This is a genomic window from Maribacter sp. MAR_2009_72 (assembly GCF_007827235.1).
In the GTDB taxonomy this organism is placed as follows: domain Bacteria; phylum Bacteroidota; class Bacteroidia; order Flavobacteriales; family Flavobacteriaceae; genus Maribacter; species Maribacter sedimenticola.
Genome location: NZ_VISB01000001.1, coordinates 1,805,472 through 1,829,334 on the forward strand (window position 1 = coordinate 1,805,472; position 23,863 = coordinate 1,829,334).

The 23,863-nt window shown below is 36.2% G+C and carries 21 protein-coding genes; 2 read left to right on the forward strand and 19 right to left on the reverse strand.

Translation table 11 applies throughout. From position 1 onward, the window contains the following. Positions 1-2: 2 nt before the first annotated feature. The 12 genes from JM81_RS07470 to rsgA all read right to left on the reverse strand — a co-directional run bounded on the left by JM81_RS07470 (position 3) and on the right by rsgA (position 13,910). A complete protein-coding gene (locus tag JM81_RS07470) occupies positions 3-758 on the reverse strand; it encodes a hypothetical protein (RefSeq protein ID WP_144801885.1) in 756 nt (251 codons plus the stop codon). Further along, positions 745-1,308: an RNA polymerase sigma factor gene (locus tag JM81_RS07475; RefSeq protein ID WP_089262374.1), complete on the reverse strand. Its 564-nt coding sequence runs from the start codon at positions 1,306-1,308 to the stop codon at positions 745-747. Before JM81_RS07475 ends, JM81_RS07470 begins: the two co-directional genes overlap by 14 nt. Before the next feature lie 135 nt (positions 1,309-1,443). After that, complete coding sequence (locus JM81_RS07480) at positions 1,444-2,421, reverse strand: polyprenyl synthetase family protein (protein ID WP_089262376.1); 978 nt, start codon at positions 2,419-2,421, stop codon at positions 1,444-1,446. A 180-nt stretch (positions 2,422-2,601) separates the two neighbouring features. Beyond that, positions 2,602-3,645, reverse strand: coding sequence for a 23S rRNA (adenine(2503)-C(2))-methyltransferase RlmN (rlmN, locus tag JM81_RS07485; protein ID WP_144801888.1), 1,044 nt, complete (start codon positions 3,643-3,645; stop codon positions 2,602-2,604). Positions 3,646-3,744: 99 nt separating this feature from the next. Next, on the reverse strand, positions 3,745-4,794 hold the full coding sequence (gene queA / locus JM81_RS07490; protein ID WP_089262380.1) for a tRNA preQ1(34) S-adenosylmethionine ribosyltransferase-isomerase QueA: 1,050 nt from the start codon (positions 4,792-4,794) through the stop codon (positions 3,745-3,747). A gap of 79 nt (positions 4,795-4,873) precedes the next feature. Then, complete coding sequence (gene aroA / locus JM81_RS07495) at positions 4,874-6,103, reverse strand: 3-phosphoshikimate 1-carboxyvinyltransferase (RefSeq protein ID WP_144801891.1); 1,230 nt, start codon at positions 6,101-6,103, stop codon at positions 4,874-4,876. A gap of 36 nt (positions 6,104-6,139) precedes the next feature. After that, the gene (locus JM81_RS07500) at positions 6,140-6,466 is read right to left on the reverse strand and encodes a nucleotide pyrophosphohydrolase (protein ID WP_144801894.1); all 327 of its coding nucleotides are present in this window, start codon (positions 6,464-6,466) and stop codon (positions 6,140-6,142) included. Positions 6,467-6,502: 36 nt separating this feature from the next. Further along, positions 6,503-8,512, reverse strand: coding sequence for a DUF3857 domain-containing protein (locus tag JM81_RS07505; RefSeq protein WP_144801897.1), 2,010 nt, complete (start codon positions 8,510-8,512; stop codon positions 6,503-6,505). Between the two features lie 63 nt (positions 8,513-8,575). Continuing rightward, on the reverse strand, positions 8,576-10,525 hold the full coding sequence (locus JM81_RS07510; RefSeq protein WP_144801900.1) for a DUF3857 domain-containing protein: 1,950 nt from the start codon (positions 10,523-10,525) through the stop codon (positions 8,576-8,578). 10 nt (positions 10,526-10,535) lie between these two features. Then, complete coding sequence (locus JM81_RS07515) at positions 10,536-12,428, reverse strand: DUF3857 domain-containing protein (RefSeq protein WP_144801903.1); 1,893 nt, start codon at positions 12,426-12,428, stop codon at positions 10,536-10,538. A 79-nt stretch (positions 12,429-12,507) separates the two neighbouring features. Continuing rightward, positions 12,508-12,960: a D-aminoacyl-tRNA deacylase gene (gene dtd / locus JM81_RS07520; protein WP_144801905.1), complete on the reverse strand. Its 453-nt coding sequence runs from the start codon at positions 12,958-12,960 to the stop codon at positions 12,508-12,510. Then, entirely contained in the window at positions 12,957-13,910 is a 954-nt protein-coding gene (gene rsgA, locus JM81_RS07525) for a ribosome small subunit-dependent GTPase A (RefSeq protein WP_144801906.1), read from the reverse strand. The genes dtd and rsgA overlap by 4 nt, the downstream gene beginning before the upstream one ends. Positions 13,911-14,017: 107 nt before the next feature. Between rsgA and JM81_RS07530 the strand changes: the two genes are divergently transcribed. Both JM81_RS07530 and JM81_RS07535 read left to right on the forward strand, forming a co-directional pair. Continuing rightward, complete coding sequence (locus JM81_RS07530; protein WP_089262390.1) at positions 14,018-14,830, forward strand: hypothetical protein; 813 nt, start codon at positions 14,018-14,020, stop codon at positions 14,828-14,830. 167 nt (positions 14,831-14,997) lie between these two features. Then, on the forward strand, positions 14,998-15,438 hold the full coding sequence (locus JM81_RS07535) for a hypothetical protein (protein WP_144801909.1): 441 nt from the start codon (positions 14,998-15,000) through the stop codon (positions 15,436-15,438). A gap of 62 nt (positions 15,439-15,500) precedes the next feature. On the opposite strand, the gene JM81_RS07540 is transcribed toward JM81_RS07535, so the two are convergent. From JM81_RS07540 to JM81_RS07570, 7 genes are all read right to left on the reverse strand, one after another. Next, positions 15,501-17,591: a DUF5723 family protein gene (locus tag JM81_RS07540; protein WP_144801912.1), complete on the reverse strand. Its 2,091-nt coding sequence runs from the start codon at positions 17,589-17,591 to the stop codon at positions 15,501-15,503. Positions 17,592-17,743: 152 nt separating this feature from the next. After that, a complete protein-coding gene (locus JM81_RS07545; RefSeq protein ID WP_089262396.1) occupies positions 17,744-18,826 on the reverse strand; it encodes a bifunctional 3-deoxy-7-phosphoheptulonate synthase/chorismate mutase type II in 1,083 nt (360 codons plus the stop codon). Between the two features lie 5 nt (positions 18,827-18,831). Beyond that, positions 18,832-19,698, reverse strand: coding sequence for a prephenate dehydrogenase (locus tag JM81_RS07550; RefSeq protein WP_089262398.1), 867 nt, complete (start codon positions 19,696-19,698; stop codon positions 18,832-18,834). A gap of 5 nt (positions 19,699-19,703) precedes the next feature. Beyond that, positions 19,704-20,849, reverse strand: coding sequence for a pyridoxal phosphate-dependent aminotransferase (locus JM81_RS07555; protein ID WP_144801914.1), 1,146 nt, complete (start codon positions 20,847-20,849; stop codon positions 19,704-19,706). Beyond that, positions 20,846-21,673, reverse strand: a complete 828-nt coding sequence (locus JM81_RS07560) for a prephenate dehydratase (RefSeq protein WP_144801918.1) — start codon at positions 21,671-21,673, stop codon at positions 20,846-20,848. Before JM81_RS07560 ends, JM81_RS07555 begins: the two co-directional genes overlap by 4 nt. 271 nt (positions 21,674-21,944) lie before the next feature. Further along, complete coding sequence (locus tag JM81_RS07565; RefSeq protein ID WP_144801921.1) at positions 21,945-22,442, reverse strand: hypothetical protein; 498 nt, start codon at positions 22,440-22,442, stop codon at positions 21,945-21,947. A 34-nt stretch (positions 22,443-22,476) separates the two neighbouring features. After that, positions 22,477-23,799, reverse strand: coding sequence for a hypothetical protein (locus JM81_RS07570; RefSeq protein WP_144801924.1), 1,323 nt, complete (start codon positions 23,797-23,799; stop codon positions 22,477-22,479). Positions 23,800-23,863 lie beyond the last annotated feature (64 nt).

Below are 23,863 nucleotides of genomic sequence, written 5' to 3' on the forward strand. Positions count from 1 at the left end.
GATTAATTATTACGGTCCGCCACCGCTGTACGTACCTTGATAAAACTGGCTTTCAATGAATTGAATATTTGGTCTCTGAAGGATTGATCAAGTTCTTCTTCAACCTTTGTCAACAAAGCCATAGCGTTGACAGATTTATCGGTATTAAAAATTTTATTCCTAAGAATTTCGTCCTGAGCCCGTTGCAATAACGAATCTACTTCGGCATCTGTAACGGTATTATATTGTTCCAAATCATTTACCTGGGCCACAACTAGAGCCACCTGTGTATTTATGATCTCCTCTGGTATTTCTATTTTAGGATTGACTTCGTTAGTAGATTTTTGCAGTACAGTTGCTACATCCAATTCATTAACTTCCTTAGGTCTTTGCCGCTCAACAGCAACATATGCAGGCACTTCCCTATCCTTTACCTTAGGGTTGGAATTATTGGATTTTACCACAATCCCCTCTTCTGGTTCGTCCAGTATACGTTCTTCTTTTAAAATGGTTTTTGGTTTCAATACCTGTTCATTTTCAGTATCCACCACCTTTACCGGCAATTGGTCTACATTTTTTTCACCCCGCATTACAAACAAAGCCACTCCTAAAATAATGACTACACTTGCGGCAATGCCCAACCAAGTATATAACGGACTTTTAGATTGCGTATCTGTTTTCAGTTCCGAGGAAATTGAAGCCCAAGCCTTATCTGACGGACTAATTTCACGCTCACGCAACTTGTTTTTAATATGTTGTTCAAATTTATCGGTTTCCATACCCTATAATATTTTGTTGTCTTAATTGATCTTGTAGCAACTTTCGCGCTTTTAACAATTGTGTCTTTGATGTACTTTCCGTGATGGACAGCATTTCCGCAATCTCCTTATGTTTATACCCTTCTACGGTATACAATACAAATACCATTTTATAACCTTGCGGCAAAGCATCTATTAGTTGCTGAATATGTTCCGTATCCAAATCCGTACTCTGTGCTATTGTGGTAGATTGGTTATTTTCATACACCTCATCGTCATACACCACAAACTGCTGCTTTCTTAAGTAGGAAATACTTTCCCTTACCATTATTCTTCTTAACCAACCCTCAAAACTTCCCTCAAAATTAAATGTGTTCAACTTATTGAACATTTTCAGAAAGCCTTGTACCATAACGTCTTCCGCAAAATGTACATCCTTAATATATTGCCTACACACACTTAACATTTTTGGCGCATGTTTTTTATACAAACGTTCTTGGGCATCTCGGTTGCCGGATGAAGCTTTTTTAACAAGCTGCTTTTCGTTTTTATAAAAAGGAATAATTTTCACAATATTGGTTTGGTCTTCTATTTAACTAGACGCATTATTTTACACAATAGTTGCCTGAAGATTATTTATTTTTTAAATAAATTTATAACGTATTGCTTATCAGTAAATTAAATAAATAAAAAAATCGTAAAAAATTTACTTTTTACGATCTACTACATAATTTACCATAAGTTCCAAGGCGGCCCTATAATCAGATTCCGGATAGGAATGTAGCAGTTGTAATGCCTGATCCCGGTATTGCAGCATTTTAGCCACAGCATAATCCAAACCACCTTTTTCCTTAACAAAGGCGATAACTTCCTTTACCCGTTTTTTATCCTTGTTATGGTTTTTTATGGAATTGATAACCCAACTTTTTTCTTTTTTGGAACTGTTGTTCAATGCATAGATTAACGGCAAGGTCATCTTTTGTTCCTTAATGTCTATGCCTGTTGGTTTACCTATTTTTTGGGCGCCATAATCAAACAGGTCATCCTTAATTTGAAAGGCCATACCACAAAGTTCACCAAATTTTCTGAACGCTTCTACATCCTTACTTTCCGGCTTAACCGAGCAAGCGCCCAAAGAACAACATGCAGCTATTAGGGTTGCCGTTTTTTGCCTAATAATATCATAATAAACATTTTCGGTAATATCCAAGCGCCTTGCTTTTTCTATTTGAAGCAACTCACCTTCACTCATTTCACGAACGGCTACCGAGATAATCTTAAGCAAATCAAAATCACCATTATCTATTGACAACAAGAGACCTTTGGACAAAAGATAATCGCCGACCAAGACCGCAATCTTATTCTTCCATAGGGCGTTTATGGAGAAGAAGCCCCTACGCTTGTTACTCTCATCGACCACATCATCATGTACCAATGTGGCCGTGTGTATCAGTTCAATAACCGATGCACCACGATAAGTACGCTCATTGACCTCACCATTGTTCAATAATTTTGCGGTAAGAAATACGAACATAGGCCGCATTTGCTTGCCTTTACGATTTACTATATAATATGTAATCCTGTTTAGCAACGCCACCTTTGAGGTCATTGAATCCCTGAACTTGGATTCAAACAACTCCATTTCCTTATATACAGGTTCCTTTATTTGCGCTACTATTTTCAGATGTGGTTTATTAGAAGGATAAAATTAGTCAAAAGCTAGCAGTTAACAGTACTCAGAGAGGATATAATGACAATGAACAACTACAGGTTTTACTACCATAGTTCTTTACCGCCCACTATTATTCTTTACCGGTCCTACACTACCCGCTATATGCTAAATACTTCTTCCTTAGTTCTTTTCCTAACTCTTATTGGCCAATTGCCCGCATGCCGCATCTATATCCTTACCACGTGAGCGACGGACGGTCACCACAATGTTATTTTGCTCCAAAGAACGTACATAACGATCTATGGCCGCACCAGAAGCTTGTTTAAATTCCCCATCATCAATAGGGTTGTATTCTATAAGATTTACTTTAGAAGGTGCAAAACGGCAAAATTCCACTAAAGCATCTACGTCTTTTTGAGTATCATTGATTCCGTCCCATACTACATATTCATAAGTAATACGGCTTCTTGTTTTTTGATACCAATATTGTAACGATTCCCTTAAATCTGCTAAGGTGAACTTAGCATTGAAGGGCATAATAGAAGTTCTAATCTCATCTATTGCCGAGTGCAGAGAAACAGCTAGTTTAAATTTCACCTCATCATCTGCCATTTTTTTAATCAATTTGGGCACACCGGATGTAGAAACGGTTATTCGTTTAGGTGACATTCCCAACCCGTCTGACGAGGTTATCTTATCTATGGCCTTTAGTACATTGTTATAATTCATTAAAGGCTCGCCCATACCCATAAATACAATATTGCTTAACGGCCTGTCGAAATATAATCGGCTTTCATTGTCAATAGCGACAACCTGATCATAAATTTCGTCAGGATTAAGGTTTCGCATACGTTTTAACCGTGCCGTAGCACAGAACCTACAATCTAAACTGCACCCAACTTGGCTAGATACGCATGCCGTGGTCCGCGTCTTTGTTGGAATCAATACCGATTCTACGATCAAATCATCATGTAGGCGTACCGCATTCTTTATGGTACCATCACTACTGCGTTGCATTTGATCCACTTTAATATGGTTGATGACAAAATTGGCCTCAAGCATTTCTCTGGTGTCCTTAGAGAGGTTGGTCATTACATCAAAAGAGTACGCGGCCTTTTGCCACAACCATTCATATACCTGATTACCTCTAAAAGCCTTGTCCCCATTAGAAACAAAGAATTCCCTAAGCTGCTCACGCGTTAGTGCCCGGATATCTTTTTTCCTTATTTCTTCCATTACTTTAAAGGTAGGTATTACTAATGATAAAAATCCCGCTTTATCTGCATGTACAGAAAGCGGGATGTATTGTTATTTCTAAGAGAGAAATCTAATTTCTTATAATATCAACATGGCGTCACCATAAGAATAGAACTTATAGCTTTCCAAAATGGCTTCCTTATACGCTTTGTTCATCAAATCATGACCCATAAAAGCGGATACCATCATCAATAAGGTAGATTTTGGTAAATGAAAATTGGTGATCATTGCATTTGCTATGCTAAAATCATACGGTGGAAAAATAAATTTGTTCGTCCACCCCTCATACGTATTCAAGGTTTGCTTAGAGGATACCGCACTTTCTAGACCTCTCATTGCCGTTGTACCTACTGCACAAATACGTCTTTTTTTAGCTTTGGCATTATTTACGATCTCTGCTGCTTTTTCATCAATGAACATTTCCTCGCTATCCATTTTATGCTTGGAAAGGTCTTCTACCTCTACCGGGTTAAAGGTACCCAAACCAACATGCAACGTAAGTTCTGCAAAATCCACACCTTTTATTTCCAAACGCTTTAATAAATGCTTGGAGAAATGTAAACCTGCCGTAGGAGCGGCAACAGCACCTTCATGCTTTGCATAAATGGTCTGGTAACGATTTTCATCTTCCGGCTCTACCTCTCTCTTGATATATTTTGGTAAAGGTGTTTCTCCAAGTTCTCTTAATTTTCTTCTAAAATCCAAGTATGCACCATCATAAAGAAAACGTAATGTTCTACCCCTAGAGGTTGTATTATCTATAACCTCTGCCACCAAAGTTTCGTCATCACCAAAATACAACTTGTTACCAATACGTATTTTACGTGCAGGATCTACAAGAACATCCCAAAGACGTTGCTCTTCATTTAACTCACGTAAAAGAAAAACCTCTATACGAGCACCTGTTTTCTCCTTGTTACCATATAAACGGGCTGGAAAAACTTTAGTGTTGTTAAGAACCATAACATCACCTTCATCAAAATAGTCGATCATGTCCTTGAACATTCTATGTTCAATTTTCCCGGTATCTCTGTGGATGACCATTAACCTAGACTCATCTCTATTTTCTGATGGATGCTCCGCCAATAATTCTTTTGGAAGCTCAAAATTAAAATTTGATAATTTCATGTAGCTATTTTATTTAGTGTAGCAAATTGCGGCTGCAAATATACAATCTGGAAATAGGCCTTGTCAAGTAAATCCTTAATTATAATTCCTTTATACCAAAACCAAGTTGCTTTAAGTCGTTCCAAAAATCTGGATAAGACTTGGAAACCACTTCAGCATCGTTCACTTTTAACCTTGTTTTCATAGCCAATGGTGCAAAAGCCATTGCCATTCTATGGTCATTATAAGTATCTATAGCGATATCCTCCAGAATACCTACAGACGGTATGATCGTTAAGGTTTTATCTGTTACAGAAATATTTGCACCCAACTTGGACAACTCTGTATTTAAAGCCTCTAAACGATCTGTTTCCTTAATTTTAAGGGTATGCAAGCCCGTTAAATGACAACCCACACCAAGACCAAAACAGGTTACTGCTATGGTTTGCGCAATATCAGGTGCATTGGCCAGATCAAATTCATTTTCCCGGTCTACTTCCTTATCCGTCTTTTTTAAGATAATCTTGTTATCGCCAAAGGTAGTTTCAACACCAAAGGAGGTATAAATTTCAGCCAGTACACTGTCTCCTTGTAAACTTTGTTGTTTATAGGCAGATAGGGTTATTTCGGTCCCTGGTGCAGCCAATGCACAAATGCCGTAATAGTAGGAAGCCGAACTCCAATCCGATTCTACCACCAACGTAACCGGTGCTATTTCATTCTTTGGAAAAACCTTGATCACATTGCCTTTGAACGAGGTCTCCACCCCTATTTCCTCTAACAAGGCCAAGGTCATTTTAATATATGGAACTGAAGTAATTTTACCAACCAACTCTAATTCAAGTCCGTTTTCCAAACTTGGTGCAATCAATAATAGGGAGGAAATATATTGGCTGCTTACATCTGCAGGAAGACTTACTTTATCCTTGACAAGGTTTTGTCCTTTTATTTTAATGGGAGGATATCCTTCATCCTGCACATAACTTATCTCCGCACCCAAGGATTTTAAGGCATCCACTAAAATTTTAATTGGCCTTTCCGTCATTCTTTTGGACCCCGTCAACACCACTTCTTTTCCTTCCTGAGCAGAAAAATAACCGGTTAAAAACCGCATTGCCGTACCGGCATGATGTATATCTACCGTACCCTGGGAAATCTGCAGCCCCTTTGCCATTACCTGTGCATCATCAGAATTGGACAAATTGGTTATTTCAATATTTGGAAACAATGCGGACAACAATAAACTGCGATTAGATTCACTCTTTGAACCCGTAATCGTTATAGCGTCTTTAATTTGATGGTTTTCCGGACCTGTAAGGTGAAGTTTCAATGCGTATCTTTTTAAAAATAGAGCACAAATATACGCCTATTTCAACTTTTTATTGGCGTGATGACGCTCATGATCACGCTTTGTTTTTAAATCTAACTTTTTATCAAAAGCTTGTTGCAAATCAACACCGGTCTGGTTTGCCAAACACAGTACCACGAACAGAACATCTGCCAATTCTTCGCCCAGATCTTTGTTCTTATCCGACTCCTTTTCGCTCTGTTCCCCATAACGTCTAGCAATGATTCTAGCCACCTCTCCCACTTCTTCTGTCAGCTGTGCCATATTAGTAAGCTCATTGAAGTAACGAACGCCGTGTTCCTTGATCCAATTATCTACTGCTAACTGTGCGTTTTCAATGTTCATATAGTTGGTCTTATTTGTTATAAACCAAAAATGACATTAAAATTTCTCTAAAACAATAAAAGATTCATTTTGCCCATTTACCGCCTCGCTAAATAGCTTCTTAAGAGCAGTGTAATAATCTGTTTTATAATGTGCAGAATTCAATTCAAAAGTAAAAAACATATTAAGGCTACCATTTACAATATCCGAAACACTTAATTTCAACATACCACTATTTGCTGGTAACGTTAAATTTTTATCCGCAGGCAAAGATTTTAAAGCATACCCTTCTGGAATTTTTAAATTAAGTAAATATTGATATTTTATTGGAAAGCCAAAATCAATGGGATACGTTCTTTCTGAAGAAAGAAATGGATTCTTATCAAAGAATTTAATTACGAACGGATTTAAATAAATATTACCACCTTGAAAACTATTTTCAACTTCAAACTTGAAACGTTCTGTCAATTTCTTATCATCAGTATCCAAGTTTTTTATTTCATGGGACAAAATATGAAAATCATCAGAAATTTCCTCTTCTAAATCTTGAAGGTATTCCGATTCTTCCGTAGTTGCTAAAACCTTATCTTGCGACGCTTTCATATACCCCATATGGGTTACATCATATATTCCTGATAGTTTTTCGTTTACTGGGTCTAAATCTATATGAGTCCTAATCAATTGTCCATTTTTAGATTCTGCCACAATATCATACCAATAGCTTTCTTTATCAAAATCCATGACCCTACCATAATAATTTAAACAACGATATGGCAACATGCCAAAGGGCATATACTTATCAGTAGCATCTAGCAAATAGGTATCATCACCAATATCAACTTTAGCTATTATATAATTAAAATCATTCATGACAGGATGTGTTTTTTTTGGCAAGCCTCTTTCCCTCGTTGCCATTAACATCATATCTGCTTTAATATCTGCCGCATTCAACAAGTTTATCAATGCAATGTTTATTTCGGCCACATTTCCCTTTTTTTCATCAAAAGCCTTTTTAACCTTATTATCATGCCAAATACCAAATTCTTCATTCCACGTAAAATGATCCTTAACAAAATTATAAATGGCTTTAGCTCTTGTTAACGCATCACCTTCCTTTAACAGCTTCTCATCCACGTTTTTCTCGAAAAAATTCTTTTTACGAAGTTGACTTCCTATATCGTTATCAGTTTTAAACTCCTTATCTACATCTTCCCAAGATTTAGTATACTTTTCCACTCCACCATAAAAACTTTTATAATGAGAAAGCTCAAACTCTATCTTACTCCTGTAATTATTTGCGGAAAGCATGAATTCTTCTGACTCTTTAAAAGCCGGAACATTTTTCATAACATATTTAAGGGACTCACAATCACTGGGTTTCTGTGCCCTTGGAAAATTAAAGCATGCCTTCTCAATTGTTGCCTCGTTTACATCTAAGTTCAACTCTCCTTTTAGGCTTCTGTTATACAACCAGTTTCCAGGTATTTTAGCATTAAACTCAGAATATAATTTTGGAATTTTAGACTGAAAACTCCATCCTGTAAAATTGAAAAAAAAAGGCGATTGCATTTCATATTCATATTCTATAATGGATCCCTCTTGAATATTTGGAAAAGTAAATTTTGTACGTATCCATTTTTCGTTAACATCTTCTTCAAAATACTCTTCCTTTTTTAGATAATGTTTTCTGTCACCATTATGCGTCAATGCCTTTATTTTGACTATTTTTTCCTTTTTGTCCTTAGACCTAAATAGGGGTATCTCTATATTGGCATATTCAAAACCCTTTCTATCAATAATTTTTATTTTAGCATGATATTTTGTAATTAACCAGATATAATCGTTTCTTATTTCAAAATGATTATTTCCATACTCATAAAGATATACTGCTGAAGCTTCGGCATCATTTTCATAAGGTGTAAATTCTTTTTGAAGTGCTGTTATTTTACCAAATTCTTCATTTCCTTGTGCCACTAACAAGAATGTATTTAAAAGAAAAATTAGGGTACAATGAAAAACATTACCTATGATCAATCTTGGTAAGGTTAAAAATTTTAACTTATACATTATATTAAAAATATGGTTGGTTAAGATTATTTGTTACGCGGTATTACCTTTAGAAAATAGCCGTTATACTTTAGATAAAACAACTTTTTCCGCCTGCTTTTCTATAATCTGACGATAGAATTCTCTTAAGGCATCATAGTATTCACTTTTTATTAAAGCATTTTTCATTGTTATACTAGATGATAGCTGCAATACATTTTCCGCAAATGATATTTTAAACATAAAACTCCCAATTCCATTTGGCAAAGCAAATCTTGTATTTTCAGGTAATGATTCTACTTTATAACCTTCTGGACATTTGATCTTTACAAGAAAACGATCCTCCCATGGGTAACCAAAATCTATAGGGAATTCTCGTTTTTTAGACTTAAACGGCGACTCATCCGTAGCCAAATAGAATAAGGGTGAAAAATATAGCTTATCTCCTACGTCTTCTACACCATCCTCCCAATACAATTCAAAAGATTGGCTAAGTGGTTTAACTGGTTCATCATTATCGGCAATGTTAAAATCTGAAATTTCAATTCCGCTATATTGTTTTTCTAAATCCTCTATATATTTTTCCTCTGTACTAGCTTTATATTTTTCCCTTAACAACATGGCATAGTGTTCAGAAAAACGTTGCTTATTAGACCCTTCTACAGAACCGTCATCATTTATTTTTAATTCTAACATGGTAGTTTCCAATGACCTATTTTCAGGCATTAAATCAACTAGCTGGGCCGTACCATCTTCATTGATTGCCCTACCAAACCAATTTAAATCTCGTAATGGCAGTACATTAACCGCACTATAATCTTCGGTAGCATCAAGTACTTTATACTTATCTCCATCTTTTATACCCGCAATTACATAATTAAACCCATTTAAGGTCGGGAATAACTGCACACCATTATCCCGGGTACTTAATATTATAGGGCTGGCATTAAGGCCTGCATGTTTTAACGCTGAGACCAATATTAAATTAATGTCACCAGAATTACCACTATGGTTTTTATAGGCCTTTTTTACTCCTTCATCTGTGCCAACACCTTGCTTTTTATTCCATTTAATTTTCCTTTTTACAAATTCAAGTACTTTTTCCATACGTGCATCATCACCAACAATACCGTCCAATTCCGCATCTAGTTCCTCCTCAAAATAATTTTTCTTATTTAATTCGCTTCCAAAAGAATTACTCTCATAAATGGTTTTTACCACATCTTCCCAAGACTGTGCATAATTTTCAAAAATCTGACCCGGAATTTGTAATGAAACAATCTCAAAATTGACCCCTGACCTATAGTTATCTATGTTAGATACAAAACTCTCATCTTTTAGTGCAGGTATATTTTTTAGGTTGTACGTAGTCACCACATCATGCGTTCCTACCAGGGTATTCATTTCACCCTTTGTCTGCGGGTTTAGAAGTAAGAACCCCTTTTGTCGTTGATTGAATTTAAAATAATCGAAAATAGACATTGACGCCTTTAATTTTTTTATGGGTACTTCCTCCTGAAAACGAAATTCATCAATACTTTGAATATATGGGGATATAATTTTATACCTATACTCAAGTACACTGCCTACCTTGACATTGGGCATAGTTAATTTTACCTGATTCAAGGATTTGGAATATTCCGATTTAAAAATGCCGTCCTTTTCTAATTTTGACTCAACCACTTTACCATTTTCCATTGTATATGTGGAGCCTTTTACTTTTGATATTGATTCACTATCACTACTTGACCTACTAAGGTTTACAACTTTTGTAGCATAACTAAATCCTTCATTACTATATATTTTTACACGCTCATGAATCTCGGTTACAAGAGATAAACCTGAATTTGAACTATATATGTAATATGTTTTCCTATACTTATACAAGTAGGCTGCAACAGCTGATGAGTCTGTTGCATAAGCTTCTTCCAATAGTTCTTCTTTTGAAACCTCTCCAAATTCATAGTTTTGAGCATTAATGCAAAAGGAAAAAAACAGTATAAATTGAAAGGTTATGACTTTTTTTAATGACATAGTGGTTGGCTTATTTTTTTAGAATTAATTTTAAATTATCCGATTTTTTTATGGCTCTTCTAAATTCCCTGTATTTATCATACTCCTCTTTAGGGTACTCTCCATTTAAAATCTTTAATTTTCGTGTATAGTGTAATTCTGTATCATTAAGCTTTTCAACAGACATTTCATAATTGCCAAAATCCGTATTAATAGTAACCTTCTCCGGTAAGTCATCAATTTTATAACCAACCGGTAATTCTATAATAAAATCATCATAATCTGTATAACCTCTTGATATCTGAAACGGTAATTTCCTTTCGCGATATCTATCAGGTACAAAATTGCTTACATTAAATGCATTTGGTTTAAAAAATAAATCTTCACCAAAATTACTGACATATGCTTGAGCACTTAAACTAACTTTTTCAGTAAGCTCAATATTTTCTTTATCGTTGGTTATTAGTGATTCCGTTATCTTAAGACCATTTATATTATCCCAATATTCTTTATAGTATTCATCTTTTTCCTTCTCGGACATTTGAAGAATAGAAGAATGCTGATCATATTGTATTGCTTTGGTAATTATAGAAACCTCTGCAGTTAAATCACCATTTGCATTTAGGCGTATCTTTGCCTTTGTTTCTTGTAAATTTTGGTCATTTAAGTATGCTTCTGTATGTTTTATTTTTCCTCCTTCCGGGGTTATTACCAAAACATCCCTGTCATCTGTGAAGTCACTTAAAAACCCAAAAGGTATATCTTGGCTCGTGCATTCTAGCCATATATCTCCATCTTCATTAGGTACATTTAATATTACGTGATTACCTTGCATAATGGCAAAATTCTCTTCCATACCAAGCTTAGAAGGGCCGGCATGCACAACACTATAATAAGAAGTTATACCTTGAGATTTTAAAAGTGCTTTGGTATAATTGGTTAATCCTTTACAATCTCCATATTTTACCCGATCGACTTCTTCCGCAGAAATAGGTTGCCAACCTCCTATTCCTAATTGAACAGAAATGTATCTTGTATTATTTTGAACAAACTCATATATCCTTTTTATCTTTTCAAGATTATTGTCAATACCAGCGAGCTCTTTATTAATAGAGGTTAATGTGCTTTGGGGCAATTTATCTCTATTTACCAATAAATTTGAATATTGCCACTTACCCATTGTATTCCAATCATGGGCATAACCTTCTACTCCTTCAAGATGAAAGTTTTCCAAAGCTACCAATAGCTGGGGTTCAAAATTTTGAAAAGACGGACTTAACATTTCTATCTTCTGTGCAGGTACATTTATCATCTCATAATGTACACTTGATTCATTAGATTTTTTCGTGATAGGATACCCTGTAAAATTCTTTTCCTTAAAACGCCATTTTAACTCTTTAGCAATATTCATTTTAAATACGCTTCTTTCCGTACTAACCATGTAATCATCAACTGGAACCCACCTTGGCAAGAAAGCAGTGTTAGGAGTTGTATAGGTATATGAAAAATCTATCGTGTATGGGTATGAGGTTGGCGTATATTGAAAAATCTTGACCCGTGAATCCCCGTAAAGTGTACCTCCGTCCACAGCACTAACATCATGAAAATCTTTCTTTTTAATTTTTTCAATCTCTTTCCCGTCTTCGCCATATACCAATACTTGTATATCGCTAAGTTTGGTATTGGGATCATAAAATGCATATGGTCTTATTGATGACTCACCAGCTTTCTTGAAAATCGTAATTACCCTATGATTTGTTACCTGCATCTTATTCAACGCAGAAACCTCAACAATAGTTTCATCTAGCCTTACGACCGCATTTGCATTTTCCGTTAAAGATTTTTTGATTGTAGTACTTGGATAAGAGACTTGTGCACTAGATATAGTTGTAAATAGCACACTTAAAAATAAAAATAAGCGCATTTGATTGGTTTAGCTGAACAACAATAACGAAAAAATGTTATTTTTCTTACAACAATCGTCCAAAAACCTTAATATCCGATTATTCTTTTTGTCTAGTATCTATCAAAATAGTCACCGGACCGTCATTCAACAAATCCACTTTCATATCTGCCCCAAATCTTCCCGTACCTACTTTTTTGCCCATTTTAGATTCTAAAGTGGCAATAAAAGCTTCATATAAAGGTATAGCCACATTTGGCCTTGCCGCCTTAAGGTAGGACGGCCTATTCCCTTTTTTAGTACTTGCATGGAGTGTAAATTGACTAACAACAATGGCATCGGCTTTTGTATCTAACAGTGACGTATTCATCACTCCGTCTTCATCATTGAATATGCGAAGATTTACAATCTTATTCGTAAGCCAATTGATATCCTCCTGTGTATCTTCATTCTCTATACCTATAAGAATCAGTAAACCTTCTTTGATCTCACTTACCTTTTCACCATTTACCGTTACACTTGCCCTAGAAACACGTTGTAATACTGTTCTCATTTTTTATCGTCATGTATATCTACCCTGTAATTCTCGTCTTCTCCCTTTATCATTTGTAGATAACTATTATACCTGCTCCAAGCAATATCGCCAGACTCCAATGCATCTTTGACTGCACATTTTGGTTCATCTACGTGAATACAATTATTGAATTTACAATCTTGTTTTAGTTCAAAAAATTCTGGAAAATAATTTCCTATTTCTTCCTTTTCCATATCTACTATTCCAAAACCTTTTATACCGGGAGTATCTATGATGCGGGAATTGAAACTTAGATCAAACATTTCTGCAAACGTAGTAGTGTGCTGTCCCTGTAAATGTTGTTCGGATATTTTTTTGGTCTTGATATCCAAAGTAGGCTCTATTGCATTTACCAATGTGGACTTACCTACACCGGAATGGCCTGAAAACATTGAAGTTTTACCAACCATCATTTCCTTTACCTTTTCAACATTTTTACCCGTGGTAGCCGAAATACCAATGCAGGTATACCCAATTTTTCTATACAAGGTTGCTAAAAATTTTATTTCGTCCAATTCTTCCGGCGTATAGGTATCTACTTTATTGAACAATAAAATTACGGGAATTTCATAGGCCTCTGCAGTGATTAAAAACCGGTCTATAAACACCGGATATGTAGGCGGGTTGTTCAGCGTTACCAAAAGAAATACCTGATCCAAATTGGCCGCAATTATGTGGGTCTGTTTGGACAGGTTAACAGATTTGCGGATAATGTAATTTTTACGCTCTTCTATTTCATGGATTATACCAATGGTATCATCACCTATGGTCTCCACTTGAAAATGAACTACATCACCAACCGCTACCGGATTGGTGCTTTTTATGCCCTTGATCCTAAACTTTCCTTTTATCCTACAATCATAGAAATCACCATTATCTGTCTTAACGGTATACCAACTACCTGTAGATTTATAAACAATTCCTACCATTTATCCAAAATACCTTCCATTTGTACAAAGTAACTGCTTTCAATGCAAAAAATACCATAAATTTGAATTTCAACCTAGAACATTAAATATTAACCAATTACTTTAAAATGAAAACTATCAAAAATTTTATCCTTTATGCTTTTTTACTGCTAACCTCTATAGGTTTTGCCCAAGAAACCATAACCAATGAATCCGTTATACAAATGGTAGAATTGGGTTTCGATGATTATATGATCATTGACAAAATAAACACCTCTGACGTTAAGTTCGATGCTTCTATATCCGCACTTGGCGAAATGAAAAATGCCGGGGTTTCCTCTGAAATTCTTTCATTGATCATGGACAAGTCAAAACAAAACACGAAATCAAAGACAGGTATTTATTATACGGATGCAAATGGGGAGGATAAATTGGTACAGCCAAGTGTTTTCTCTGGATCAAACTCCAATGCCGTTGCACAAAAATTAGTATCTGGTTTGATCAACTCCAAACAAAAGGCGCAACTACCTAAAACCCAATCCAACAATGTTATTCGTCAAAGTCAACCTGAATTTACATTTATCTTTGACCCAAGCGTAACAGAAGTTGACAATATGCAGAACAATCAAGGTAGTGATGCCGGTATTTTCAACTGGTGGTTTAGAATGGCCAGTAACCCTAACGAATTTGTTTTGGTAAAACTTACCGTTAAGGAGAAAAAGAACTTAAGGGAGGTCGTTACAGGCAAAAGCAGCTGGATTACCAGTAGTAGTGGTATTGACCCAAAATATGCTCTTAATTTTTCCATAGAAGAAATTGAAGGCAATAAGTTCAAGGTTACACCAGATACCTTAGAACCAGGTGAGTATTGCTTTATTTACCAAGGCCAAGTACCACAAGGCAGGGAAAACCAGTCTGTGTTCGATTTCTCCATTCAATAGTTTAAAACATACATTTAATAGGTAGTCCCGATGCTTTTTGTATCGGGACTTTTTTTATCCGCAGATTTTCAGATAGAACTTTTATAAGTTAATGTAATTCTTTGCTTTCTACATTATACCTTTTAATTTCATCCAATAAACTTTAGTGAAATAAAAAAACCATCATCATGAAAAAAATTATGTTATCCTGCTTTATTGCCTTAATCGCAATTACCACTATGACCGCCCAAGAATACAAGGTTATTACCAGTGTAGAATCTATAGTACCCAGTGGTTTAGGTAGATCAAGAATAATTGACGCCAATGCTGACCGGGACTATAAGGAGTTCTCTTCCGAACAGACCGAAGAAGATAATACGCGCAATAAATCTAAACGTGGAGATATACGTGTAAAGGATTTTGAAGAGACCAAATTGCTTAATTTTTATAACATAGCAGGTATTCGCTTTCAGAACATTGCGGCAAACGATGCGCTTATATCTTCCAAGTTGAGTGATATGGCACAAAATGGCTGGGAACTGGTTTTTGTAACCAGTGGTGTAGAGGCCGATGCCGGTAATACCGATGGACAAGGTATTTTCATTACCCGATATATCTTTAAAAGATAGAACTATTACACATAAAAAAGCCATGTTTTACCGGGCTTTTTTAATACTAACTTTTTTTATATCTACTGTGCCAAGTTAATCTCAACACGTCTATTTTTCTGTCTACCGTCTTTATACATATTGGTAGCAATCGGCTTACTTTCCCCATATCCTATAGCTGTTAACCTAGAAGGTGAAATGCCGCCTTTTACTAAAAATTGTAAGACAGCCTGTGCTCTTTGCTCAGATAATTTTTGATTCGTAACAACCGAACCTATACTGTCCGTATGGCCCTCTACGGTAAATTTAGCGTTCGGGTACTCGTTCAGAATAGATATGATATCTACCAAAACCGGCGTGGATTCGTCTTTAAGAGTAGATTTACCGGTAGTAAACAAAATGGTTTTTGCATAGGCGTTCAACGATTTTTGAACCTCTTCCGTAACAACAGGCTCCGGACAACCGTTATTGGCTACCGTTCCCATCTCATTAGGACAATCATCATCTTTATCAAAAACTGAATCTCCATCACTATCCGGCCAAGGACATCCGTTATTCTCTACAGGTCCGGCTTCTTCTACACATTGATCTTCATTATCCAACAAGGTATCTCCATCGGTATCTACCCAAGGGCAACCATTGTTTTCTACAGGACCAGCCTCATCTGGACATTGGTCCTCATTGTCCAATACCGAATCACCGTCCGTATCTCCCCATGGGCAACCGTTATTTTCTATTGGTCCTGCCTTTTTTGGGCAACCGTCTTCTTTATTTGGAATACCATCACCGTCAGAATCTTTAGGCTGACCGTAGTATACCGGTATCTTTAATCCGGCATAAACATCTGCCCCTTTAATTTCGCTTCTTGTAAAAGTAGAGATAATAGAACCCGAGCCAAGATATAAAGGACCTGCACGTAAGCCCGCACCAATCTGCAATCCACTATATTGGTACCCAACTATAGGCACATAAAAACTAAACCATTTACTTTCAAAACGCGGGGTCAATGAAACCAAATTAACAATACGCATTGTATTTTCACCGGAAGATCGTAAGGTTAAATCTGTATTTAAGTTCAAATAAAAATGGTTCTTGATGTTCCAATCTGCATTAAAGTGCAATGCGGTTGGCAATTTAGCATTAATATCCGCATTAGATTGTACAAAAGTATATAGGTTCTGTAAATCTTCAGAATCCTCAATATTATCGTAATCCTCCTGTGTAATGGTATTATTGATATTGTAATTATCAATTAAACCGCCCTTATATTTTACCGCACCTATATCCGTAAGGGAAAGGCCTAGCTTTAATTTGTATTTGTTTTTGTTCTTCATGACCGATGTTTCACCTTCCGCACCCTTAACCACATATTTGTCATAATCTGGCCTCCATTCATATACAACACCTAGATCAAACCCAAAACCATTGGCATCCGGTACTTCGTAATCATAATCATCGTCGTCATAATCTCCAGATCTACCATAGTATAAGTCCCCTGTAGATTCCAATGTACCACTAGTTGAACTATCAGGTAAAGTGGCACCATCTGCATCATAGTCTATAGTTACATTTTTACCGGTAACATAGGCATTACCAAAACCTTGCAAATATTTTAGGGAAAGTCCACCCTTTAAAAAATGCTGTTCATTGTTCAACAAGACTTGGGCATAGGTAAGGCCAATTTCTGCCCAGCCATTTCCTGACATATAAAAATCTCCCTCGTTGACCATAAAGTCCTGGCTCTCATCAATACTGTCATCCAAATCATCTATACTTTCCCCATTAAATTCATTACCGGTAAGTATGGTCCTGGCCCTTGTAAAAATGGCTATGGAAGATGTTTTACCAACATTGAACATAAATGAAGGTCCCATTATATCTATATTACCTGAAAAGTTATTATTATCCGTCAAATAAAGATTGGCATCCGTATCAAACTCAAAATCACTGCCGGTAAGTTCTGAAAAACCCACACCAACATAATCATTGGCAAAAAAACCACTTGCCCCAATTAAATTTATGTCGGTCTTAAATCTAGAATCGGCAATATTGGCCGGGTTGGCTATTACCCCATGCACACCGCTGTAATTATCGGTTAGAAACCCTACATAAGATTGGGCCTTAGCGGTTAGTGTTACCATAACAAAAATGATTGCCACAACTACTCTTTTCATACTTTATCTCTTTTTATTGGTTGGATACACCCCTAACGCACCACAGATATCCATATTGCAATCTATGTCCACTTTTTCTTACATATGTTAGGTATGGCACAAAAAAAAGCACCCATAGAAAATGGGTGCTTTTTAAATCGTGTATTATCTTCCTAACCGTTCACGATTTTCTCCTGATGGTTAATGGACTCTTGATGAATTGCCTTGAACATTCTTAAAACAAATTCCTCGCTCAACCCTTTGCTTTCACCCTCTAATATCATGGCGCCTAAAATCTGGTTCCATCTATTTGATTGTAAAACGGCTACGTTTTTCTGTTTTTTAAGTTCGCCAATACCGTCGGATACTTTCATACGTTTACCCAACATTTCTATCAATTGACTATCTATGACATCTATTTGAGCCCTTAGATTACTCAATTGTGAATTGTACTCCGCCTCTGGATCACTTTCCTTCCTGATCTTAAGATCTCTCATGATCTGCACCAATTTTTCTGGGGTAACTTGTTGAGCAGCATCACTCCAAGCGTTATCTGGGTCATGATGCGTTTCTATCATCAATCCGTCAAAATTAAGATCTAAAGCAGTTTGGGATACATCAAAAATCATATCTCTCTTTCCTGTAATATGAGATGGATCGTTAATCAATGGCAAGTCAGGAAATTTATTCTGGAACTCGATCGCCATCTGCCATTCCGGGATATTCCTATACTTGCTCTTCTCATACGTAGAGAAACCTCTATGAATTGCTCCCAATTTTTTAATACCTGCGGTGTGCAACCTTTCAATACCACCTAGCCATAACGCCAAATCTGGGTTTACCGGATTTTTAACCAACACAATCTTATCAGTACCTTCAAGGGCATCTGCCAATTCTTGCATAATGAACGGACTTACCGTTGATCGAGCTCCAATCCATAACAAATCGATATCATGTTCCAAAGCCAACTCTACATGAGCACGGTTAGCAACCTCAGTAGCGGTTTTCATTCCGGTTTCGGCCTTTACTTTTTGAAGCCATTTTAGGCCCAAGGCCCCTACTCCTTCAAAATTTCCTGGACGGGTACGTGGTTTCCATATACCTGCTCTGTAATAGTTTACATCGGTATCTTTTAGGGAGTGTGCTATACCTAACACTTGTTCCTCGGTTTCCGCACTACATGGCCCTGCTATTACTAGTGGATGGTCTAGTTTTAAATCATCCAACCATGTTCTCATTTGTTTTGAATTTTCCATTTTAATTAATCTATTTCTTGTTTAACGGTATTCTTTTTTAAAATTCCTTTTATTTTATTGGTATTGTTCATTTCATTATAAATGCCTTCGTAATCATCATTAAGCAACAGCTCCTTGAATGCCGTAAGGTTTTGAATATACTCCTCTAAGGTTTCTACAACATTGTCCTTATTCTGCTTAAATATTGGTGTCCACATAGCTGGCGAGCTTTTTGCCAAGCGTACCGTACTTTCAAACCCACTACCTGCCATGTCAAAAATATCCCGCTCGTTCTTTTCTTTCTCGATAACCGTTTTACCCAACATAAATGAACTAATGTGCGACAAATGCGATACGTAAGCTATGTGCTTATCATGTGCTACAGGATTCATATATCTAATACGCATACCTATTGCCTGAAAAACCTTCAAAGCTCTTTCTTGTAACTTAAAAGCGGTTAGCTCAACTTCACAAATAATATTGGTCTTGTCCTTAAACAAATTGTTTATTGCTGCGGACGGACCCGAAAACTCCGTTCCCGCAATGGGGTGGCATGCCAAAAAATTTCTTCTCTTTGGATGATTCTCAAGCACTTTACAGAGTAAAGATTTAGTGGAACCAACATCAAAAACTACACAATCTTCTTGTACGGCATCCAAAATAATAGGAAGCTCGGTAACCATAACATCTACCGGTATACTTACAATGACCATATCTGCCAATTGTAAATCTTGATAGGTAGCCGCCTTATCTATAATACCCAAAGACAATGCCTCAGCTAAATTTGCTTCATTGGATTCTATGCCATAGACGGTGACATTGTCGAATGCCGACTTTATATCCTTAGCCAAAGAACCTCCTATTAAACCGATACCTATTACAAATACATTCATCACATTTAAAATCTTGCGATTGCTTCTTTTATTTTATCTTCTGAAATACATAATGAAAAGCGAATATAACCTTTACCATTGCTTCCAAAAATAGTCCCAGGTGTTATGAACAGATCTTTCTTGTACAGGATATCATCTATAAATTCTTCTGATGATTTGCTACCCTGTGGCAATTTTGCCCATACGAACATACCTACTGCATTTCTGTCATAAGTACAACCCAAGGTATCTGCTAATTGAAAGATCAATGCCCTACGCTTACCATAAACATTGTTCAATTCCTCAAACCAATCGTCCGTACTTTCCAAAGCGGCAATTGCACCTTTTTGTATACCGTAGAACATACCGGAATCCATATTGCTCTTCACCTTTAAAATTGCGTTAATATGCTCATCGTTACCCAATACAAAACCAACACGCCATCCGGCCATATTAAATGTCTTACTTAGGGAATTCAGTTCCAAACATACATCCTTTGCATTTTCAATACTCAAGATACTTGCTGGATCGGAATTCAACACAAAACTATACGGGTTGTCGTTCACCAACAGAATATCATTCTTTCTGGCAAAGGCCACTATTTTTTTAAACTGGTCGCGCGTGGCCGTAGCTCCTGTGGGCATATGTGGATAACTTAGCCACATAACCCTTACCTTGGACAAGTCTTGCTTTTGCAATTCCTCCAAATCTGGGAACCAACCGTTTTCGTCCGTAAGGTCATAATATTTAGGAACAGCACCTACCAAATTGGTAACCGATGTATAGGTAGGATACCCCGGGTTGGGAATCAATACCTCATCTCCTTCGTTCAAAAAAGCAAGGCTTATATGCATAATACCCTCTTTAGACCCCATTAACGGTAAAATCTCCGTGTCCGGGTCTGCAGTAACTTGAAATCGCTGCTTATAAAACTGAGCTATAGCGTTCCGTAATTGCGGTAATCCTTGATAACTTTGATATTGATGCGCACCATTTTCGGTAACAGCTGTCTGTATTGCGTTCAATACCTTTTTAGAAGGAACCAAATCTGGACTGCCAATACCCATATTGATTATAGGCCTACCTTGAGCCATTAAACCACGTACTTCTCTTAATTTTTTGGAGAAGTAGTATTCCTGTATGCTATTTAACCTTTCGGCCGTACGTATCATTGTCTTACATTTTTATATTCACCCAATACCTTAAAGTCTTCCGCCATGATGTCCAATAGACTTTTAGCTTTGGAAAAATCAGCATATTTCGCAAAAGTAACATCCACGAAAAAGGCATATTTCCATGGTGTTTCTATTACCGGCAACGATTGTATTTTTGTCAAATTTAATCTGCAATCGCTCATTACATTAAGCACTGCGGCCAAACTACCCCTTTTATGGTCGGTTATGAACCGTACTGAAGCTTTTGAAATTTCGGCCTCTGGCAATACCTTATTTTTTGTCTTTACAATGATAAAACGAGTGGCATTATTTTTAATGGTCTGTATGTCGCTCGCTACGATGTCCAACCCATATAATTCCGCCGCTACCTTTGGTGCAATTGCCGCAACTTGCTTTAAATTTTGTTCCTGAATCCGTTTGGCGGTTTCTGCGGTATCCATATCCTCCACCAATTTTATGTGTGGAAATTGCCTAAAATATTCCTTGCATTGCAACAGTGCCATTGGGTGTGAACTTACCTCCTCAATATCCTCTATCCGCTGCCCCTTAAGAACCATTAGATGATGATGGATGTTTAAATAATATTCCCCTATAATATGTAAGTTATTATGATTTACCAGCGCATAGTTGGGAATTATAGAGCCTGCTATGGAATTTTCAATGGCCATAACACCCTGATCCGCTTCATTGGACAATAATTTGTCTACCAAAACATCAAAAGAAAGGCACTCTACCAACTCAATATCGTCCCCAAAACAATCCTTTGCTACCTGATGATGATTGCTCCCCTTTATTCCCTGTATGGCTATTCTTAGACTCACTTTACCTACGTTTTATTCAAAAAAAAAGTTCCGATGTATATCGGAACTTAGATTCTATTTTATATTAAAATATACTACAACAGTCCCGTACCTCTCTTAAAAAAGAAGTAAAAATAAAAACCGTTCCAGAAATATTTTTTTGTCATCACTTTTGTAATATGAGGCTAATGTAGTAATTATATTTAAAAATGGATGTTTTAGCTATAATTTTTTTGAAATTTTAAATTTCTATCTCAAATATTCGAGGTTTTGTGTTAATTATATACAATTTTTACCATTTAAATGCTAAACCAAATCCTGCTCCATTAGTAATTGGTTCTATTCTAAATGTTGTTTGATCATCAAACTGTTTGTTATAAATTAAGATTGCTCGCCTTCTAGATTTGCTAGCACTATTCATATAAATAAGCCCCACTACAGCCCCAACTATACCTCCTGCCATGGGACCAACAGCATTTATTGCCTTATCCCGTTTGGATAATGATGGATCATCATTCAATAATTCAGATGTTGCCCAAAATACACCTACAAACTCACCTACTAAAGCAATACCTGCAACCACATCTTTTGTATTCGCCTTTTTCCAATGCGCATATACCTCTTCATTTTTAGAAAAAATACTTTTTACTTCTGCTTTGGTAATTTCCTTATCATCCTGGTAATACTCCATGCCCCACATAGTAGGAAATATTGTAATTTCCTGTGATTTCACATTGGAACAAACCAATATAACCAAGATTGAAAAGAGGTGGGTCTTAATTAATTTCATAGGTTTCTATTTATTATTTAAAAAATTCAGAAAATTAAGGAGCTGTCCTAGTATTGGGCTGAAAGTAAAATGGAATAGACCAATTATACTCCTTTACATCGCCTAATGTTTTAGTGACCATTATGGTATTCTCTCCTGACTTTAATAATTGTTTATCGATATACGTTACAATACCAAATTGACCTGAAACCGGATGATTCTTTTTCAAAATATTCATTGTCAACAATTCGCCGTTTAACTTTATAGTATGGTAATTTTCATAACATTTTAGATAAAACGCCCGTATGCTTAAAGTATTATCATTTTGCGATAAACTTGCATCATCCTCATAGGTACCACAGGTAGACTCCTGATAATTTCGCTCTTGTTGAAAAACCGGAATAAACAACCTAACAGTTTGGCCCTCAATTAAGTCCGATTGAATTTGAGGTGTCAACAAAAATGATTTATCCGCACTTTGGTTTTCATAAAAACTTAAATACATTTGATCGGCATAATACCTATCTACGCCCAAAAGATAATATATGTTGGTATCCTTGATCTTAATTACGGATAAACAAATACCTGATACAAAAAACAACAAAACCAAACGTACCAACCATTTTTTCTTTTTAAAATTGGAACCGAACACCATAGAAACCTGTAAAATGTTCTTATATAACGGTCCATACAATAACATTGAAGCCAAGCGTACTATTTTGAAAGACCAGTTCTGCAACCATTCTATTTCCTTGAACCTTTTTATGTTTCCGACAATGGTCAATATACTTTGCACGGTGACCAAGATTCCCAATAACAAGGCCGGAATCAAAAGAACATGGGCCGGTACATAGGAAGACAACAAATTAAACAGAAGTATATAACCACTGGCCAGTAAAGACATATATGCATAGATTAACAAAATGGTAAATGCCGCGGAAAAAATAACACTGCACAGCTCATCAACCTTTTGTATGGTATCTTCTTGTCTGGGCAATACTTTTAATAATTTGGAGGTATAGATTTTTGAGTATGCACTATCTTCTATACCATAATCAGGAAAGACCGAATTAAGGCCAACCAATCCGATCCAATAGGCCCTTAACGAAAAATGAATAATGAACATGGAAACCAAAATACTCACGGCAAGCAAACCCATGAACGAAATAAAATAACCGTATTCATATTGCTCCACGGGCAATAAATCTATAAATTTATTGGTGGCCCAATCTACCAACCCAAATAACTGAAACGTACCAAAAATGGCAATTGCGGAGACTAATAGTTCTGCCTCCCAACTTTCATCCTTTAAACGCTGAAGCCAATTCCCATTTTTTATGTGTTCTGAAGGTGATGTTTTATTGGTTGGTCGGTGCATTTAAATCATCTTAAAATTCAATTAGACTAATATACCTTTTCTAATAGTCTTATGAAATTTTAAA

Excerpts from the sequence above, each read along its gene's own strand:
- JM81_RS07470 (WP_144801885.1), bottom strand. The coding sequence starts at position 758 with ATGGAAACCGATAAATTTGAACAACATATTAAAAACAAGTTGCGTGAG.
- rlmN (WP_144801888.1), bottom strand. The coding sequence starts at position 3,645 with ATGGAAGAAATAAGGAAAAAAGATATCCGGGCACTAACGCGTGAGCAG.
- queA (WP_089262380.1), bottom strand. The coding sequence starts at position 4,794 with ATGAAATTATCAAATTTTAATTTTGAGCTTCCAAAAGAATTATTGGCG.
- JM81_RS07500 (WP_144801894.1), bottom strand. The coding sequence starts at position 6,466 with ATGAACATTGAAAACGCACAGTTAGCAGTAGATAATTGGATCAAGGAA.
- JM81_RS07505 (WP_144801897.1), bottom strand. The coding sequence starts at position 8,512 with ATGTATAAGTTAAAATTTTTAACCTTACCAAGATTGATCATAGGTAAT.
- JM81_RS07510 (WP_144801900.1), bottom strand. The coding sequence starts at position 10,525 with ATGTCATTAAAAAAAGTCATAACCTTTCAATTTATACTGTTTTTTTCC.
- JM81_RS07515 (WP_144801903.1), bottom strand. The coding sequence starts at position 12,428 with ATGCGCTTATTTTTATTTTTAAGTGTGCTATTTACAACTATATCTAGT.
- dtd (WP_144801905.1), bottom strand. The coding sequence starts at position 12,960 with ATGAGAACAGTATTACAACGTGTTTCTAGGGCAAGTGTAACGGTAAAT.
- rsgA (WP_144801906.1), bottom strand. The coding sequence starts at position 13,910 with ATGGTAGGAATTGTTTATAAATCTACAGGTAGTTGGTATACCGTTAAG.
- JM81_RS07530 (WP_089262390.1), top strand. The coding sequence starts at position 14,018 with ATGAAAACTATCAAAAATTTTATCCTTTATGCTTTTTTACTGCTAACC.
- JM81_RS07535 (WP_144801909.1), top strand. The coding sequence starts at position 14,998 with ATGAAAAAAATTATGTTATCCTGCTTTATTGCCTTAATCGCAATTACC.
- JM81_RS07540 (WP_144801912.1), bottom strand. The coding sequence starts at position 17,591 with ATGAAAAGAGTAGTTGTGGCAATCATTTTTGTTATGGTAACACTAACC.
- JM81_RS07545 (WP_089262396.1), bottom strand. The coding sequence starts at position 18,826 with ATGGAAAATTCAAAACAAATGAGAACATGGTTGGATGATTTAAAACTA.
- JM81_RS07550 (WP_089262398.1), bottom strand. The coding sequence starts at position 19,698 with ATGAATGTATTTGTAATAGGTATCGGTTTAATAGGAGGTTCTTTGGCT.
- JM81_RS07555 (WP_144801914.1), bottom strand. The coding sequence starts at position 20,849 with ATGATACGTACGGCCGAAAGGTTAAATAGCATACAGGAATACTACTTC.
- JM81_RS07565 (WP_144801921.1), bottom strand. The coding sequence starts at position 22,442 with ATGAAATTAATTAAGACCCACCTCTTTTCAATCTTGGTTATATTGGTT.
- JM81_RS07570 (WP_144801924.1), bottom strand. The coding sequence starts at position 23,799 with ATGCACCGACCAACCAATAAAACATCACCTTCAGAACACATAAAAAAT.